Here is a 14,079-nt window from a genome sequence, read left to right as displayed (position 1 = left end):
AAAACAGATATTAAAAAAGAAAAGGATATAAATTGGCAATTATTGAATGCTAGCTTGAGATTTATCACCAGATTTAGAAATTTTTTCTACCTCTACCCATTCAACTCTCTTAAGTTCTTTAGTAAGAGCTATTTTTAACACTTCATCTGCATGTTCTACAGAAGTAATTTTAATATCATCAATTATTTTTTTAGGCATATCTACTAAATCTTTTTCATTTTCCTTAGGAATAATAACTTGCTTAATTCCAGCTCTATGGGCGGCAAGTAATTTTTCTTTTAATCCGCCAATCGGTAGGACTTGTCCTGTCAATGTAACTTCACCAGTCATGGCAACATCTCTTCTTACTGGATTATTAGTTATTGCTGAAACTATAGATGTAACCATTCCAATACCAGCTGAAGGCCCATCTTTTGGTGTGGCTCCTTCAGGTACATGAATATGAAAATCTTTTTTTTCAAATAATGGCGGTATAATTCCATAATCTAAACTCTTAGATCTAATGAATGATTTTGCCGCCTTAATAGATTCTTGCATTACCTCACCAAGTTTACCAGTAATTTGCATTCTACCTTTACCAGGCATAATGACAGTCTCAATTTTTAGGATTTCCCCTCCGTATTCTGTCCATGCTAAACCTGTAACAACGCCTATCTTATCTTTGTTTTCAAGTTCACCAAATTTAAATTTTTGTATACCTAGATAGTCTGGTAAATTTTTTAAATTAACATTAACTTCTTTTTCTTCTCCAGTTACAACTTTTTTTACAACTTTTCTTGCTACTTTAGAAATTTCTCTTTCTAAATTTCTGACACCAGACTCTTTTGTGTAACTTCTAATAATTTCTTTAACAATATCTTCAGATAAGGTCATTTCTTTTTCTTTAACACCATTGTCTTTAATCTGTTTTGGTAAAAGGTATTTGTTAGCAATATTAATTTTTTCATCTTCAGTATAACCAGCTAATCTTATTACTTCCATTCTATCTAAAAGTGGGGGTAATATATTTAATGTGTTTGCTGTTGTCACAAACATAACGTCGGATAGATCATAATCAACTTCAAGATAGTGATCGTTAAATGTCGCATTTTGCTCTGGATCTAAAGCTTCCAATAAAGCTGATGATGGGTCACCTCTATAATCGTTTCCGATTTTATCTATTTCATCAAGTAAAATTAAAGGATTTTTTGTTCCTGCTTTCTTCATCATTTGAATAATTTTCCCTGGCAAAGAACCAATATAAGTTCTTCTATGTCCTCTTATTTCAGCTTCATCACGCATTCCGCCAACAGAAACTCTAACAAACTCTCTGTTAGTAGCTTTAGCAATTGATTTACCTAATGATGTTTTTCCAACTCCAGGTGGGCCAACTAAACATAGAATTGGACCTTTAATTTTTTCCATTCTTTTTTGAACAGCTAAAAATTCAATAATTCTTTCTTTCACTTTTTCTAAGCCAAAATGATCTGCATCCAATACAGCTAATGCTTTTTTAAGATCCATAGCAATTTCACTTTTTTTAAACCAAGGAAGGTCAATCATCCAATCAAGATAATTTCTAATGACAGTAGCTTCTGCTGACATCGGGCTCATATTTTTTAACTTTTTAAGTTCTGCCATACATTTTTTTTCAACATCTTTCGGCATTTTGGATTTTAAAATAGATTTATTAAGACTTGACGTTTCATCTTTACCGTCCTCAATCTCACCTAATTCTTTTTGAATAGCTTTTAGTTGTTCATTTAAATAATACTCTCTTTGAGTTTTTTCCATTTGAGTCTTAACTCTGCCTCTGATTCTTTTCTCAACACCAATAATGCTAGTTTCATTTTCCATAATTTTAATTATAGAGTTAAGTCTTTTTTTAACATCGACTGTTTCAAAAATTTGTTGTTTTTCTGAAATGGTTGCTGTTAAATGAGATGCAATATTGTCAGCAATATGAGATGCGTTATTTAATTTTTTAATACTATTAATTGTTTCACTTGAAACTTTTTTATTAATCGATGTTAGTTTTTCAAGTCTTCTAACTGCTGTCATTGCTAGTGGAATTAGATCTTCATCTTTTGTAACTTCGTCATAGTGATGAGCGTATTCACAAACAATATACTTATCATTATCTTTATAATCTAAAATTTTAACTCTTTTACTACCTTCAACTAAAACTTTTACTGTACCGTCCGGTAATTTTAATAACTGTAGAATGTTTCCTTCACAACCATAAGTAAAAACATCAGTTTTTTTGGGATCATCTATCTCTGAATTTTTTTGTGTAACAAGAATTATTTTTTTATCTTTTTTCATCACCTCATTTAAAGCTGAGATAGACTTGTCTCTACCAACAAATAATGGAATAACCATATTTGGGAATACGACAATATCTCTTAATGGTAATAATGGTCTTACGATTTTAACATCCATGTTTTAAATATGGATATTAAATTCAATATTGCAATAGCTATTTATTAGTTATTAACGTTAAATTAGGCAGCAGATGTTTTGTCTATTTTAGTTTTATTGCTATTTTTTGAGTGAACTAAAATAGGCTGAGTTAGACCTTTGGCCGCACTAGCGTCAACGATAACCTCATCAACATTGTCTTGACTAGGCAAATCATACATAGTTTTTAATAGAATATTTTCTAAAATTGACCTAAGTCCTCTTGCACCTGTTTTTTTATTAATTGCTTTTTGTGCAATTTCTTTAATAGCGTTGTCTTTAAAGTTTAATTTTGCTCCATCTAACTTAAATAATTCTTGATATTGTTTGATTAAGGAATTTTTAGGCTCTTGCAATATTTTTACTAAAGATTTTTCATCAAGATCCTCTAAGGTAGCTATCATAGGTAACCTTCCAATAAACTCAGGTATCAAACCATATCTTAATAAATCCTCTGGTTCTAAACTTTTCATCCATTCACCAGTTTTTTTATCATCTGTTTTTTTGACATTCGCACCAAATCCAATCGAAGTTCCTTTGTCTCTTTGAGAAATTATTTTATCTAAACCTGCAAAAGCTCCTCCGCAAATAAATAAAATGTTAGTTGTATCAACTTGTAAAAATTCTTGTTGAGGGTGTTTTCTTCCTCCTTGAGGTGGTACACTTGCAACGGTTCCTTCCATAATTTTCAATAAAGCTTGCTGCACACCTTCACCAGAAACATCTCTTGTAATTGAAGGGTTTTCAGACTTTCTACTAATTTTATCAACCTCATCAATATAGACAATTCCTCTTTGCGCTTTTTCGACATTATAATCTGCAGCTTGTAATAATTTTAAAATAATATTTTCAACATCTTCACCAACATATCCTGCCTCTGTCAGTGTGGTTGCGTCTGCCATTGTAAAGGGTACATCTAAAATTCTTGCTAACGTTTGGGCTAATAAAGTTTTACCACAACCAGTAGGCCCAACTAAAAGAATATTCGATTTGGAAAGTTCAACTGTTTTACTAGTTTTACTTTCATAATTAAGTCTTTTATAGTGATTATGTACAGCTACTGATAAAACTTTTTTTGCATGGGGTTGACCAATAACATAGTCGTCTAATACAGCGCAAATTTCTTTTGGTGAAGGTAAACCATCTTGATGTTTAACAAAATTATCCTTGCTTTCTTCTTTGATGATATCCATACAAAGCTCAACACACTCATCACAAATGAATACAGTGGGACCTGCTATTAATTTTCTAACCTCATGCTGGCTCTTGCCACAGAATGAACAGTAAAGGATATTTTTATTATTTGTAGTCATAATTTATAAACGAATCATTTAATGTACTTTAATATAAATGAGTCATACTAATCAAGTATACGTTTGGTAACTATCAAGATGTTGTGTGTTAAGATCTATTTTCAACTACTTCATCAACTAAACCAAAATCTTTAGCAACTTCTGGATTCATAAAGTTGTCTCTTTCGAGAGCCTTTTTTACATCTTCAACTGATTTTCCAGTATGTTTGGAATAAATTTCATTAAGTCTCTTTTTCAATGACAAAACTTCGTTAGCATGTATCTCAATATCTGTGGCTTGTCCTTGAAATCCAGCTGATGGTTGGTGGACCATTATTCTAGAATTTGGGAGTGAAAACCTTTTACCTTTTTTTCCAGCAGCTAGTAAAAAAGATCCCATTGAAGCTGCTTGACCAATACACAAAGTTGACACATCAGGTTTTATATACTGCATCGTGTCATAAATACCTAACCCAGCTGTAACAAGTCCTCCAGGACTATTTATATATAAATTAATTTCTTTTTTGGGATCTTCAGATTCTAAAAATAAAAGTTGAGCTGTAACTAAGGATGCAACGTTATCATTAATAGGGCCAACTAGAAAAATTATTCTCTCTTTTAAAAGCCTAGAATAAATATCGTAAGCTCTTTCTCCTTTGTTTGATTGTTCCACAACCATAGGAACTAAGTTGTTCATTTGTTCAGAAAAATTTATTGTCATAAGTTGATTCTCTTAACTTATACAACTTGTGATTACTTATTGCTAACTTTTTTTGCTTTAGTTTCTTTAGATTTTGAAGTTTTTGGCTTAGCTTCATCTTTTTTAGAAGCTACTTTTTTTGCTGGTGCTTTTTTTTCTGCAGAATGGTTATGATCATGGTTGTGGTCAAGTTCTTGTTTTTGATGTTCTTTTAAAATTTTTTCTGCTTCTTCTTTCGTGATTTCTTTTTTATTGGATTTTGCCTTTGTTTTAATTAAATTTATAATTTTTTCTTCATAAACTGTTCCTCTTAAGCTAGCTAATGCAGATGGATTTTTTTGATAAAATTCCATAACCATTTTTTCTTGACCGGGCATCATTCTAAGTTGCTTTTGAACCTCTGCTTGAACTTCTTGTTCTGTAACTTTTATTTTATTTTGTTCACCAAATTCATTCAAAATTAATCCTACTTTAATTCTTTTCTTTGCAATATCCTCAAAATTTTTTCTACTTTTTTTAGCATCTTCTTCGCTCATTCCTTGTGCTAGTATTTTAACTTCTTCTTCTATTAAATTACCTGGAATTTCATCAACTTTAAAGTTTTCAATTTCTTTTAAAATTTTTGTTTTTGCTAATTTATCTAAAGAATTTTTATATTCGTCATTAATTTGTTTTGAAACTAGCAATTTTAAATCTGTAAGATCTTTTGCACCTAAGTTTTTTGCAAAAACATCATCAATTTTAACATCTTCAGATTTTTTTATAGCTATTATTTTACAAATAAATTTAGCTTTTTTATTTGCATATTCTTTTTGAGGATAATTCTCAGGAAGCGCAGCCTCTACCGATTTTTCGTCATTTTTTTTAACACCAATTAATTGCTCATCAAAACCTTTAATAAATAAATCCTTACCGAGTATTAATTGTGTGTTTTTTCCTTCACCACCAGTAAAATCTTTTCCATCGATTGTCGCTTTATAATCAAAGATTACAGAATTTCCATCAGTAGCTTTAATATCATCAGCAACATCTATGAAATTATTTTGACTTTTTGCTATTTCTTTAATTCTTTTATCAGTCTCTTTAGGGTCAATTTTTACTGTATATTCGTCAAATTTTATATTTTCTACAGACTTAAGCTCAACGTTAGGAAGCTCTGTTACAGAAATTACATATTCTAAATCTTTATCTTCACCATAAGTTTTTAAATCAAGCTTAGGCTGGCCAGCTGGTTTAATCTTATTATCGGCCAATGCTTTTGTTGATGAATCTTTTAACACTTTGTCTAAAACTTCACTAAAAATTGCTTGTCCAAATTGTCTTTTAAGAATTTCTTTAGGCACTTTTCCCAGTCTAAAACCTTTTAAGTTAACAGTTTTTTTAATTTCTTCATATTTTTCATCCATATGTAAGTTCATAGTTTTTTTGTCTATGAAAACTTTAATGTCTTTATTTAAGCCTTTTATGTTTTCTACTTTTACTTTCATAATTTATAATAACTTTTTGGTAGGCGAAAAAGGACTCGAACCTTCACATCTTTCAATACTGGTTCCTAAGACCAGCGCGTCTACCAATTCCGCCATTCGCCCAGAATTTAAGTGGCTTTATATATTATTGATATCATTTGTCCAATGACAATAATTATAAAATATAATAATAATCAATTATATTTACTGATAATTTAAAAAAATGATTATTTCACCTTGTATAAGTATATGTAAAACTGACCCACAAACTGGCTATTGCTATGGATGTGGTAGAAGCAATGAGGAAAAAAAATTGTGGAAACTGGAAGATACTTCTGATCAATGGAAAAGTGAAAATTTGACTAATATTCAAGAGAGACTTTCTGGTTGGCAATTAGAAAGTTTTAAGGACTCATATAAATATAAAACTGAGAATGGTATTTCTCTTTTTAAAAAAAATTTAATTAATGAGTAAGTCTACAGTAGCTATATTGCTTTATATATTGGGCCTGATCTTTGGTGCTATGGCTCTAGATCTATGGAGCGCTGATACTGGTCCCAAAGCATTTATAGGGATTATATGGACTGTAATTTTATTAATTGCACTCTTTTACACTGATAAATATGAAAAAAAATAATTTTTATAATAAGTTTTTACTTTTATCATTTTTATTTATTAATTTTCAAACAATAATTTTTTCACAAATAATGCATCTAACAAATTGTAAAGACCTTAGACATAGTTTTATTAAAAATGAATACATTTTAGATTTTAATAAGTCTTTAATGACAAGAAACTTCATTTATGACAATAAGACTTATAAAAAACTTAAATTAACAGATTTAAGTATAAAAAAAGAAAACTCCCTCGAAAAATTTATATATGAAGAAAATAATTTATTTTTTACAGATAAAGTTGGCTATCCACAATTTTATACACAGCTACTTTTTGAAAAAAATAATCCAATAATTAGAATTAAGACAGTAATTAATAATGAAGAAGGTACAACAAAATTATCAACCTGTGGTAAGGTGGATGTCTTTGAGGAAGAGAGTTAAGATTTTTTGTTTGTTGTATTAGTCTTATTGGACTTATTAACAAAATTTATTTTTTTTGATCCAAATTTAGTATTTGTAATATTACTACGGTGTTTTGCAAAAGCTTGCTTTTGGGCTAACTTCATTGCTTTTTTGGAAGACATGTGTGTACTCTATATTTTTTTATAATAAAATATAGTTTTAATTGTTAAGTGTATTTAGCCTTCCTAAAATATTATAATCTTTATCTGCTATAACAATTTCACCTGATGATACAGATAAATTTAAAATTTCAGAAATTACGACGTAATGTGTAACAAGTATTAAATTATTTTTTCCATTCCAGTTTTTTATATATTCCTTTAATTCTTTTATTTGCTTATCCTTATTATGAGAAAACTCTTGACTAAAAAAAGAATTTAAAAAATCTCTAATTTCATAGCTGTTAAAAGCATACTCTGCTGTTTGTTTACATCTACACCATTCGCTAGATAAAACTTTGCCAATTTTTATATCGTTTTGTCTAAAAAAATGACCTATTCGCTTTGATTGTTCAACTCCATCTATGTTTAAATTACGTTGTGTTAGACAATTTGATATCCTAAACCCGTCTGGATCACCACTACCCGGTGCATATGCATGTCTTATGAATATTAATTTTCCACCATCTTTAAATATTTTCTTAAATTCATTAGCTGAAATACCTTTAAATGAAGTAGTGAAAGATATAAGTAGGATTATGATAATTTTAACTAATTTCATTAATGAGTATTAAATTTAAAAAATTAAATAATACAATAATTAAATGTAAAAAATGTCCTAGACTAATAGAATATAGTAAAAAAATTTCATATACGAAAAGAAAACAAAATATAGCCGAATTGTATTGGGGAAAACCAGTACCCGGTTTTGGTGATGTTAATGCAAAATTAATAATAATTGGTCTAGCACCAGCTGCTCATGGTGGAACAAGGACAGGTAGACCATTTACTGGTGATAGATCTGGTGACTTTCTATTTAGTTGTCTAAAAAAGACAGAAATATCTAACCTGTCAACTTCCACCCATATTAATGATGGTTTAAAACTTAAAAGTACCTATATCACAAATATCTTAAAATGTGTTCCTCCTGGTGACAAACCATTAAATCAAGAACTAAATAACTGCTCAAATTATTTTGATAAGGAAATCAAAAATTTAAAAAACTTAAAAGTTATAATAAGTCTAGGAAAAGTTGCGTTTGATAATTGTTTAAAATTTTATAAAAAAAATTATGTAATGAAGCAAAAATTCTTATTTAAACATGGGGCCAAATATACTCTACCAGATGGTAAGATTTTAATTCCATGTTACCACCCAAGCCCACGTAATGTTAATACAAAAGTTATTAATAAACCAAAAATGATGAAGCTTATTAAATTTGCTAAGAAAGCAATCTAAACTTTAATACTGTCACAAAAATAAGGTTTAAAATCTTTAAATAAATTATCTGGTATTTTGATAGGTTTGCCTTCATTATTGACAAAAACTAAATGTACTTTTGCTTCAACTATAAGGTCTTCTCCTCTTGAGATATACTGGTTCATAATAAAAGATGTTTTTGTAACTGACTTAACAAAAGACCTAATACTTAACTCGTCCTCGAGATGAGAAGAAATTTTGTATTCAATATTACATGATTTAACTATAATTAAAGCCCCAAAATCCTCTTTAATTTTTTTATTATTAAAACCTAAAGTAACTAAAGCTTCAGTTCTAGCTCTTTCAAGAAATTTTAAATAATTAGCATAATACACAACACCACCAGCATCAGTATCTTCATAATAAACTTTAAGTTTGTGAAAAAAATTCTCATGCATAATTTTATAATATCAAAAAAAAATTATTTTAATAGTAAACTAAGATATGGTTTTTTTAATGAAAATTTATATAATTTGGCTAATTACTGTAATAGCTTGGAATTTTGGTGTCCCAGACGCCGCTCCAATAGAAGATGTTGTTGTTGCAATCCTCTTATCTTTTTTGAGTATCGGCTTTAAAAAAATTATTAAATAATTTCTATTTAGCTGAAAAATAAATATTTTGATAATAAGATATAGCTTTTAATTTTGAGTTATCTGTATCTGTCATTATTGCGACACCAGAGATATCTGTAACATCTATACCATGTAGCTTCATAAAGTCATCTCTGACATTGGCTTTAACAGTTACCCATGTATCAAGATTATTTTTTGTTGAAGATAACACATAATCAATTGACTTTTTTGTATAGGGGCTAGGCCAATTTTTTCCTACTTTATTATTACTCGAAAATACATAATTTATTGCCCTGTTTGATAGAGCTGTCGACCCAGTTTTTTTTATAACGAATACTCTAGCGGCATAATCATGCCCTTTTTTGCTATTTTCTACTATACCCTTTAAATCTTTTTCAACTTTCCAGGTAATATTAATAAAAGGAGTTTTTAACAAATCAATTAAAACTTCTTTACCTAATCCAGAGCCCCTAGCTTCAGCTTCAGCTTTAATAAAATTACCATTTATGTTTGACCCAAGTGTCCATGTTGTTTCACCTTTATATTTCTTTCCAACTTTCAATGTTTTAAATTCTTCTTCTGTAAATTCAAAAACAGTAGCTTTTTCAGCGGTTACGCTGTTAGAAATCATAAATGAGACAAGTAATACTATTAAAAAATTTTTAATCATAAATTTACTATATATCCATTTATTTTTAAAAAACAATATTTGAACAAATTTTAAACAACTAAAGATCAATATTGAAGCTTACTAGGAGTAAATGAAATCGATATCTATATTTGTACTTTTAATTTATTGGTCAATAATTTTGCTTGCACCCGTTATCTCTGAGGAAAATAAAACTAATTTCAAAATGTTGAAAACAACACTTAATAAGTAGATCTACCACCACTAATATCAAAAACTGCTGCTGTTGAGAATGAATTTTCTTCAGAAGAAAGCCAGCAAATTAGTGATGTAAATTCTTCTATTTCAAGAAATCTACCTCTTGGTACTTTGGATAGCATTCTAGCGACATGTTCTTTTGACATTTGATCTAAAATTCTTGTCTTAGCACCAGCTGGCGTAACAGCATTAACAGCAATATTTTTATCAGCCAATTCTTTACCTAGTGATTTAGTTAAACCAATAGCACCTGCTTTAGCTGAACTATAAGCACTTGCATTTGCATTACCATCTTTTCCCGCAACAGAGGCAACATTAACAATTCTACCATAATTGTTTTTGAGCATATGGGGAACAACACACTTACAACAATTAAATGTTCCCATTAAATTAATTTGAACTATCTTGTTCCACTCATCAACATCATAATCCCATAATGAAGAGGTTGATCCAGTAATGCCTGCATTATTAATTAAAATATCAATATTTGAAGATTGTGCTATTTCATCGACAGTTTCTTTGACGGTTTTAAAGTTAGACACATCAACAACATTGTATGAAAGATTTGTATTATTTATTGTTTTGACTACTTTTTTTAATTCTTTTTCATCTATATCCCAAATGATAGCTTTTGCACCAGAGTTTAAAAAACGTTTAGCAATATCCAGGCCAAAACCTTGTGCACCACCAGTAATGATTGCTGTTTTTTCATTTAAATCAAATTGATGCATAGAATTATTTACTAGCTAACAAGTAGTAAGTCAATGAAGAGATAAATGCTCCAATAATCCAAGAGAAGGAATGAAAGTTCATTAAACTTTCGTTCCAAATTGTTGATGCTGCAAAAATAAAACCTAAAAATAAAGAATAGACCGCTTTAATATGCCAGCCATTAGAATAAAAATATAAGCTATTTCTTTCTGTAGAAAAGATATCTTTGTTATCTAAATTTGTTTTTTTAATTAAATAAAAATCAATGACCATAATGCCAAACAAAGGTCCAAAAAAAGCACCAAAAGTATCTACAAAGGCTAAAATTCCAATTTGACTTAAAAGCGGTAACCAAAAAATACCTATAATAAATCCTAATATAGCAATAATAAATCCAGCAGTTTTTAGATTAAGTTTCATTGGCATAATGTTTAATAATATATTTTGTGTTGGTACATAATTAGCTATTAAATTTGTAGATGCTGATGAAAAAATTATAAAAATTAAAACTATTACTGTTAATTCTGTATTGTCTATTTTTCCAATTATATCTGTTGGATTTGTTAAAATTCTTTCCATATTTTCTAAGTTTTTATTGAGGAAAATATCTGCACCAATAACAATGAATACGGCAAAAAATGAAAATAATAATAGGTTAATAATCAAACTTAAATTTCCATTTTTTAATTCATTATCATTTTTTACATACCTGCTAAAATCACCAAAATTCACAATTACTATTGAGAAGTAAGCAAAAATTGTCCCTGCAACTGTAATTAGTGGAGCTAAATTATTTTTATCAAATAGATTGTTGATTGAAAATATATCTACAAATGCTGTTGAAGTAACTTTAACATCATAAAGAAAAACTGTTAGAAAGAATATAAGCATTCCTGAATAAACAGTTACTGCTGAAAACCTTATAATAGATCTGTTAAATTTATGACTTTTACTAAATAAGTAGGCTTGTAAAAAAATAGCAATAATAAATGCTACTCCATCAATAATATTTAGTCCTAAAAGAAAAACTAAAAAAATTTCATTATCTAAAAAAGTATTGTCAAAGGAAAAAATACAAATTCTTATTAAAAAACTAAATAATCTTGATAAAAAATATGTTTGGATACCAAACATAAAGATGCCTACTAAACCTCTAAATAAACCAAAGTATTTTGCACCCTTTACACCTAAAGAACTTCTTAAAATTACTGCAAATGGTAAAGCATATTTTTGTGAAGGCCTTCCTATTAAATTAGCTAAAAAGTAAACAAGAATTGAGGCTATTAATGTTCCAAATAAAACAACAAAAACATTCAATTCATAAACTAAATAAAGAGACGCAATTAAAGAAAATCCAATTACACTTTGAATGTTACACCCCCAGAAACAAAATAAATCTTTCCAATCCCAATTTTTATCGTTAGGGTTTACTGAAACTAATTCCCAATTAATAAGACTTTTTTTTGATTTAATTTGATTCACCTTTCAGATAATAAACTAATAAATTCTACTGTCCATATAGATAGCTTGGAAGCCACAAAGCAATCTGTGGAAATGCAATAATTAAAATTAATCCAATTACTTGAATAACCATAAATTGCATCATTCCATGATAAATATCTTTAAGATCCCATTCTGGAACTACACCTTTAAGAAAATAAGCGGATAAAGCAACAGGTGGTGAGAGCCAAGCAGTCTGGAGATTTACTGCAACAAGAATTGCAAACCAAGTTAAATTAAACCCAAGAGCTTCAACTAAAGGTAATATAATAGGCACAATAATCATAACAATAGGTACCCACTCTAAGGGCCATCCTAAAAGAAAAATCATAACCATGATCATTGCAAGAATTAAGTATCTATTCATTTCTAAACCTAACAAGAAGTCAGTTAATAACATTGGTGTACCTAGTCTTGAAAATACTGCTCCAAAAAAATTTGATGCAGCAACTAAAACCATTATTAATGCTGAAATTTCTAAAGTTTTAACCAAAGCTTCTTGTAATCTTCCAAATGTTAGCTTTCTATAAGCTAGAGCCAATAATAAAGAACCCATTGCACCACAACCAGCGGCTTCTGTGGGTGTTGCAAAACCAAATAATATACTCCCAAGCGAAGCAAAAACTAAAGCTGCAGGAGGAACTAAGCCAATAAAAAACTCTTTCCAAACAGCCACCATACTAGTAGCTCTCAATTCAACTGGAAGAACTGGTCCTAAACTTGGATCAATCCAACATCTAATGGTCGTATAGGCGGCATAAAGAGTTGCCAACAATATTCCTGGAATGATTGCTGCAGCAAATAAGTCTGTAACGGGTATTTCCATTATAGGTCCCATAACAACTAGCATAATGCTTGGTGGAATTAAAATTCCTAAAGTACCACCAGCAGTAATTGTGCCAGCTGCAAGCCTAACGTTATAACCAGACTTGTTCATTGATTTTGCAGCCATAATTCCTAAAATTGTTACTGATGCCCCAACAATTCCTGTTGCTGCTGCAAAAACAACAGAAACAAATAATACAGCGTAATATAAAGAGCCTCTTACTTTGGCTAACATTAACTGAAAAGCTGAAAATAATCTTTCCATTAAACCAGCTTGTTCCATCATAATTCCCATAAACACAAATAGTGGTACAGCAGCTAAAGTTTGTTCTGTCATAACCATTGAAAACTGTAAGGTCATCAAATAAAATACTAATTTACCGAATCCTAGATACCCAAAGAAAAATCCTAAAAATATTAAGGTAAATGAAATTGGAAAGCCTACAAAAATGGAAAACAACATTACACCTATTAGGATAAATCCTAGAATAGCTGGGTCCATGAATTCTGCTAACATTACTCGTCTCCTCCTGGCCACTTACCTTTTGTAGCCGCCCAATAGCTTTTAAACAATTCTGAAATACCTTGAACAATTAAAAATACTATTCCTAACCATAAACATGATTTAATTGGCCACATAAAAGGCATCCATGCTGTGTCCATTCCTTTTTCACCTCTCATAATAGATTCTTGTAAAAAAATCGTCGACATATAAAGAAAAACGCTTAAACCTGGAAAATAAAATATTAAATATAACCAAAAATCAATCTTACCTTGAGTTTTAGTTTTAAAATTTCTGTATAAAAAGTCTGCTCTTATATGAACACCTTTAGATAATGCGTAACCCGCTCCTAACATAAACAAAGCACCATATAAAAATCTACTCATGTCATATGCCCACATTGTTGGTGCATTAAATAACTTTCTAGCTAAAACTTCATAAACCATTGCAAATATTAAGGGTATGGTAATCCAACAAACTACATTACCAATATATTTATTAGCTAAATCAATTTTTGTAATAGTTAATGCCATCCATTTTGGCATGTCTTTAGGCATTGGACCCGACCCACCTCTTCTTTCAGCAATCATTTCATCTGAAATATCAAGCTTCATAGGATTGATTTCTTCTTTTGGTTTTTGGGAATCGTGGTTTCTTGGCATAAATAATTTCTCTAAAAAAAAGA

General features: G+C 29.5%; 17 protein-coding genes and 1 tRNA gene. 5 read left to right on the top strand and 13 right to left on the bottom strand.

What is annotated here, in order from left to right; translation table 11 throughout:
* Positions 1 to 39: 39 nt before the first annotated feature.
* The 5 genes from lon to AC5YGA_RS02415 all read right to left on the bottom strand — a co-directional run bounded on the left by lon (position 40) and on the right by AC5YGA_RS02415 (position 6,020).
* Positions 40 to 2,421 carry an endopeptidase La gene (gene lon, locus AC5YGA_RS02435; protein ID WP_415309157.1) on the bottom strand — a complete coding sequence of 794 codons (2,382 nt, stop codon included), beginning with the start codon at positions 2,419 to 2,421 and terminating at the stop codon, positions 40 to 42.
* Positions 2,422 to 2,483: 62 nt separating this feature from the next.
* Positions 2,484 to 3,752 (bottom strand): ATP-dependent Clp protease ATP-binding subunit ClpX, encoded by a 1,269-nt coding sequence (gene clpX, locus AC5YGA_RS02430; RefSeq protein ID WP_415309156.1) that lies wholly within the window; start codon positions 3,750 to 3,752, stop codon positions 2,484 to 2,486.
* Between the two features lie 88 nt (positions 3,753 to 3,840).
* Positions 3,841 to 4,452, bottom strand: coding sequence for an ATP-dependent Clp endopeptidase proteolytic subunit ClpP (gene clpP, locus AC5YGA_RS02425; protein ID WP_415309155.1), 612 nt, complete (start codon positions 4,450 to 4,452; stop codon positions 3,841 to 3,843).
* Positions 4,453 to 4,484: 32 nt separating this feature from the next.
* Positions 4,485 to 5,918 carry a trigger factor gene (gene tig, locus AC5YGA_RS02420; RefSeq protein ID WP_415309154.1) on the bottom strand — a complete coding sequence of 478 codons (1,434 nt, stop codon included), beginning with the start codon at positions 5,916 to 5,918 and terminating at the stop codon, positions 4,485 to 4,487.
* A 17-nt stretch (positions 5,919 to 5,935) separates the two neighbouring features.
* Positions 5,936 to 6,020: transfer RNA gene (locus AC5YGA_RS02415), tRNA-Leu, on the bottom strand.
* Between the two features lie 100 nt (positions 6,021 to 6,120).
* On the opposite strand from AC5YGA_RS02415, the gene AC5YGA_RS02410 reads away from it, so the two are divergent.
* From AC5YGA_RS02410 to AC5YGA_RS02400, 3 genes are read left to right on the top strand one after another with little or no spacing between them, the layout of a single operon-like run.
* Complete coding sequence (locus tag AC5YGA_RS02410; RefSeq protein WP_415309153.1) at positions 6,121 to 6,372, top strand: DUF1289 domain-containing protein; 252 nt, start codon at positions 6,121 to 6,123, stop codon at positions 6,370 to 6,372.
* Entirely contained in the window at positions 6,365 to 6,535 is a 171-nt protein-coding gene (locus AC5YGA_RS02405) for a hypothetical protein (RefSeq protein ID WP_415309152.1), read from the top strand. Before AC5YGA_RS02410 ends, AC5YGA_RS02405 begins: the two co-directional genes overlap by 8 nt.
* On the top strand, positions 6,522 to 6,956 hold the full coding sequence (locus AC5YGA_RS02400) for a hypothetical protein (RefSeq protein ID WP_415309151.1): 435 nt from the start codon (positions 6,522 to 6,524) through the stop codon (positions 6,954 to 6,956). Before AC5YGA_RS02405 ends, AC5YGA_RS02400 begins: the two co-directional genes overlap by 14 nt.
* On the opposite strand, the gene AC5YGA_RS02395 is transcribed toward AC5YGA_RS02400, so the two are convergent.
* Both AC5YGA_RS02395 and AC5YGA_RS02390 read right to left on the bottom strand, forming a co-directional pair.
* Positions 6,953 to 7,099 (bottom strand): hypothetical protein, encoded by a 147-nt coding sequence (locus tag AC5YGA_RS02395; protein WP_415309150.1) that lies wholly within the window; start codon positions 7,097 to 7,099, stop codon positions 6,953 to 6,955. The genes AC5YGA_RS02400 and AC5YGA_RS02395 overlap by 4 nt on opposite strands.
* Positions 7,100 to 7,136: 37 nt before the next feature.
* On the bottom strand, positions 7,137 to 7,697 hold the full coding sequence (locus AC5YGA_RS02390) for a histidine phosphatase family protein (RefSeq protein WP_415309149.1): 561 nt from the start codon (positions 7,695 to 7,697) through the stop codon (positions 7,137 to 7,139).
* Positions 7,698 to 7,699: 2 nt separating this feature from the next.
* Here AC5YGA_RS02390 and AC5YGA_RS02385 point away from each other — a divergent pair, with 2 nt between their 5' ends.
* Positions 7,700 to 8,374 (top strand): uracil-DNA glycosylase, encoded by a 675-nt coding sequence (locus AC5YGA_RS02385; protein WP_415309148.1) that lies wholly within the window; start codon positions 7,700 to 7,702, stop codon positions 8,372 to 8,374.
* Here the strand turns inward: AC5YGA_RS02385 and AC5YGA_RS02380 are convergent.
* Positions 8,371 to 8,793, bottom strand: a complete 423-nt coding sequence (locus AC5YGA_RS02380) for a YbgC/FadM family acyl-CoA thioesterase (protein ID WP_415309147.1) — start codon at positions 8,791 to 8,793, stop codon at positions 8,371 to 8,373. The genes AC5YGA_RS02385 and AC5YGA_RS02380 overlap by 4 nt on opposite strands.
* Positions 8,794 to 8,851: 58 nt before the next feature.
* Between AC5YGA_RS02380 and AC5YGA_RS02375 the strand changes: the two genes are divergently transcribed.
* A complete protein-coding gene (locus AC5YGA_RS02375) occupies positions 8,852 to 8,989 on the top strand; it encodes a hypothetical protein (protein ID WP_415309146.1) in 138 nt (45 codons plus the stop codon).
* A gap of 3 nt (positions 8,990 to 8,992) precedes the next feature.
* Here the strand turns inward: AC5YGA_RS02375 and AC5YGA_RS02370 are convergent, their stop codons facing one another.
* From AC5YGA_RS02370 to AC5YGA_RS02350, 5 genes are all read right to left on the bottom strand, one after another.
* On the bottom strand, positions 8,993 to 9,640 hold the full coding sequence (locus AC5YGA_RS02370) for a DUF3047 domain-containing protein (RefSeq protein WP_415309145.1): 648 nt from the start codon (positions 9,638 to 9,640) through the stop codon (positions 8,993 to 8,995).
* Between the two features lie 200 nt (positions 9,641 to 9,840).
* Complete coding sequence (locus AC5YGA_RS02365; protein ID WP_415309144.1) at positions 9,841 to 10,587, bottom strand: SDR family NAD(P)-dependent oxidoreductase; 747 nt, start codon at positions 10,585 to 10,587, stop codon at positions 9,841 to 9,843.
* A gap of 4 nt (positions 10,588 to 10,591) precedes the next feature.
* The gene (locus AC5YGA_RS02360) at positions 10,592 to 12,049 is read right to left on the bottom strand and encodes a cytosine permease (RefSeq protein WP_415309143.1); all 1,458 of its coding nucleotides are present in this window, start codon (positions 12,047 to 12,049) and stop codon (positions 10,592 to 10,594) included.
* A 25-nt stretch (positions 12,050 to 12,074) separates the two neighbouring features.
* Positions 12,075 to 13,409 carry a TRAP transporter large permease gene (locus AC5YGA_RS02355; protein WP_415309142.1) on the bottom strand — a complete coding sequence of 445 codons (1,335 nt, stop codon included), beginning with the start codon at positions 13,407 to 13,409 and terminating at the stop codon, positions 12,075 to 12,077.
* Entirely contained in the window at positions 13,409 to 14,056 is a 648-nt protein-coding gene (locus tag AC5YGA_RS02350; protein ID WP_415309141.1) for a TRAP transporter small permease subunit, read from the bottom strand. The genes AC5YGA_RS02355 and AC5YGA_RS02350 overlap by 1 nt, the downstream gene beginning before the upstream one ends.
* Positions 14,057 to 14,079: the final 23 nt, after the last annotated feature.

The organism is Candidatus Pelagibacter sp. uisw_091 (assembly GCF_059512525.1).
Note: the sequence above shows the minus strand (reverse complement) of the source record. Positions and strands in the feature narration are given on the sequence as shown.

Excerpts from the sequence above, each read along its gene's own strand:
- lon (WP_415309157.1), bottom strand. The coding sequence starts at position 2,421 with ATGGATGTTAAAATCGTAAGACCATTATTACCATTAAGAGATATTGTC.
- clpX (WP_415309156.1), bottom strand. The coding sequence starts at position 3,752 with ATGACTACAAATAATAAAAATATCCTTTACTGTTCATTCTGTGGCAAG.
- clpP (WP_415309155.1), bottom strand. The coding sequence starts at position 4,452 with ATGACAATAAATTTTTCTGAACAAATGAACAACTTAGTTCCTATGGTT.
- tig (WP_415309154.1), bottom strand. The coding sequence starts at position 5,918 with ATGAAAGTAAAAGTAGAAAACATAAAAGGCTTAAATAAAGACATTAAA.
- AC5YGA_RS02410 (WP_415309153.1), top strand. The coding sequence starts at position 6,121 with ATGATTATTTCACCTTGTATAAGTATATGTAAAACTGACCCACAAACT.
- AC5YGA_RS02405 (WP_415309152.1), top strand. The coding sequence starts at position 6,365 with ATGAGTAAGTCTACAGTAGCTATATTGCTTTATATATTGGGCCTGATC.
- AC5YGA_RS02400 (WP_415309151.1), top strand. The coding sequence starts at position 6,522 with ATGAAAAAAAATAATTTTTATAATAAGTTTTTACTTTTATCATTTTTA.
- AC5YGA_RS02395 (WP_415309150.1), bottom strand. The coding sequence starts at position 7,099 with ATGTCTTCCAAAAAAGCAATGAAGTTAGCCCAAAAGCAAGCTTTTGCA.
- AC5YGA_RS02390 (WP_415309149.1), bottom strand. The coding sequence starts at position 7,697 with ATGAAATTAGTTAAAATTATCATAATCCTACTTATATCTTTCACTACT.
- AC5YGA_RS02385 (WP_415309148.1), top strand. The coding sequence starts at position 7,700 with ATGAGTATTAAATTTAAAAAATTAAATAATACAATAATTAAATGTAAA.
- AC5YGA_RS02380 (WP_415309147.1), bottom strand. The coding sequence starts at position 8,793 with ATGCATGAGAATTTTTTTCACAAACTTAAAGTTTATTATGAAGATACT.
- AC5YGA_RS02375 (WP_415309146.1), top strand. The coding sequence starts at position 8,852 with ATGAAAATTTATATAATTTGGCTAATTACTGTAATAGCTTGGAATTTT.
- AC5YGA_RS02370 (WP_415309145.1), bottom strand. The coding sequence starts at position 9,640 with ATGATTAAAAATTTTTTAATAGTATTACTTGTCTCATTTATGATTTCT.
- AC5YGA_RS02365 (WP_415309144.1), bottom strand. The coding sequence starts at position 10,587 with ATGCATCAATTTGATTTAAATGAAAAAACAGCAATCATTACTGGTGGT.
- AC5YGA_RS02355 (WP_415309142.1), bottom strand. The coding sequence starts at position 13,409 with ATGTTAGCAGAATTCATGGACCCAGCTATTCTAGGATTTATCCTAATA.
- AC5YGA_RS02350 (WP_415309141.1), bottom strand. The coding sequence starts at position 14,056 with ATGCCAAGAAACCACGATTCCCAAAAACCAAAAGAAGAAATCAATCCT.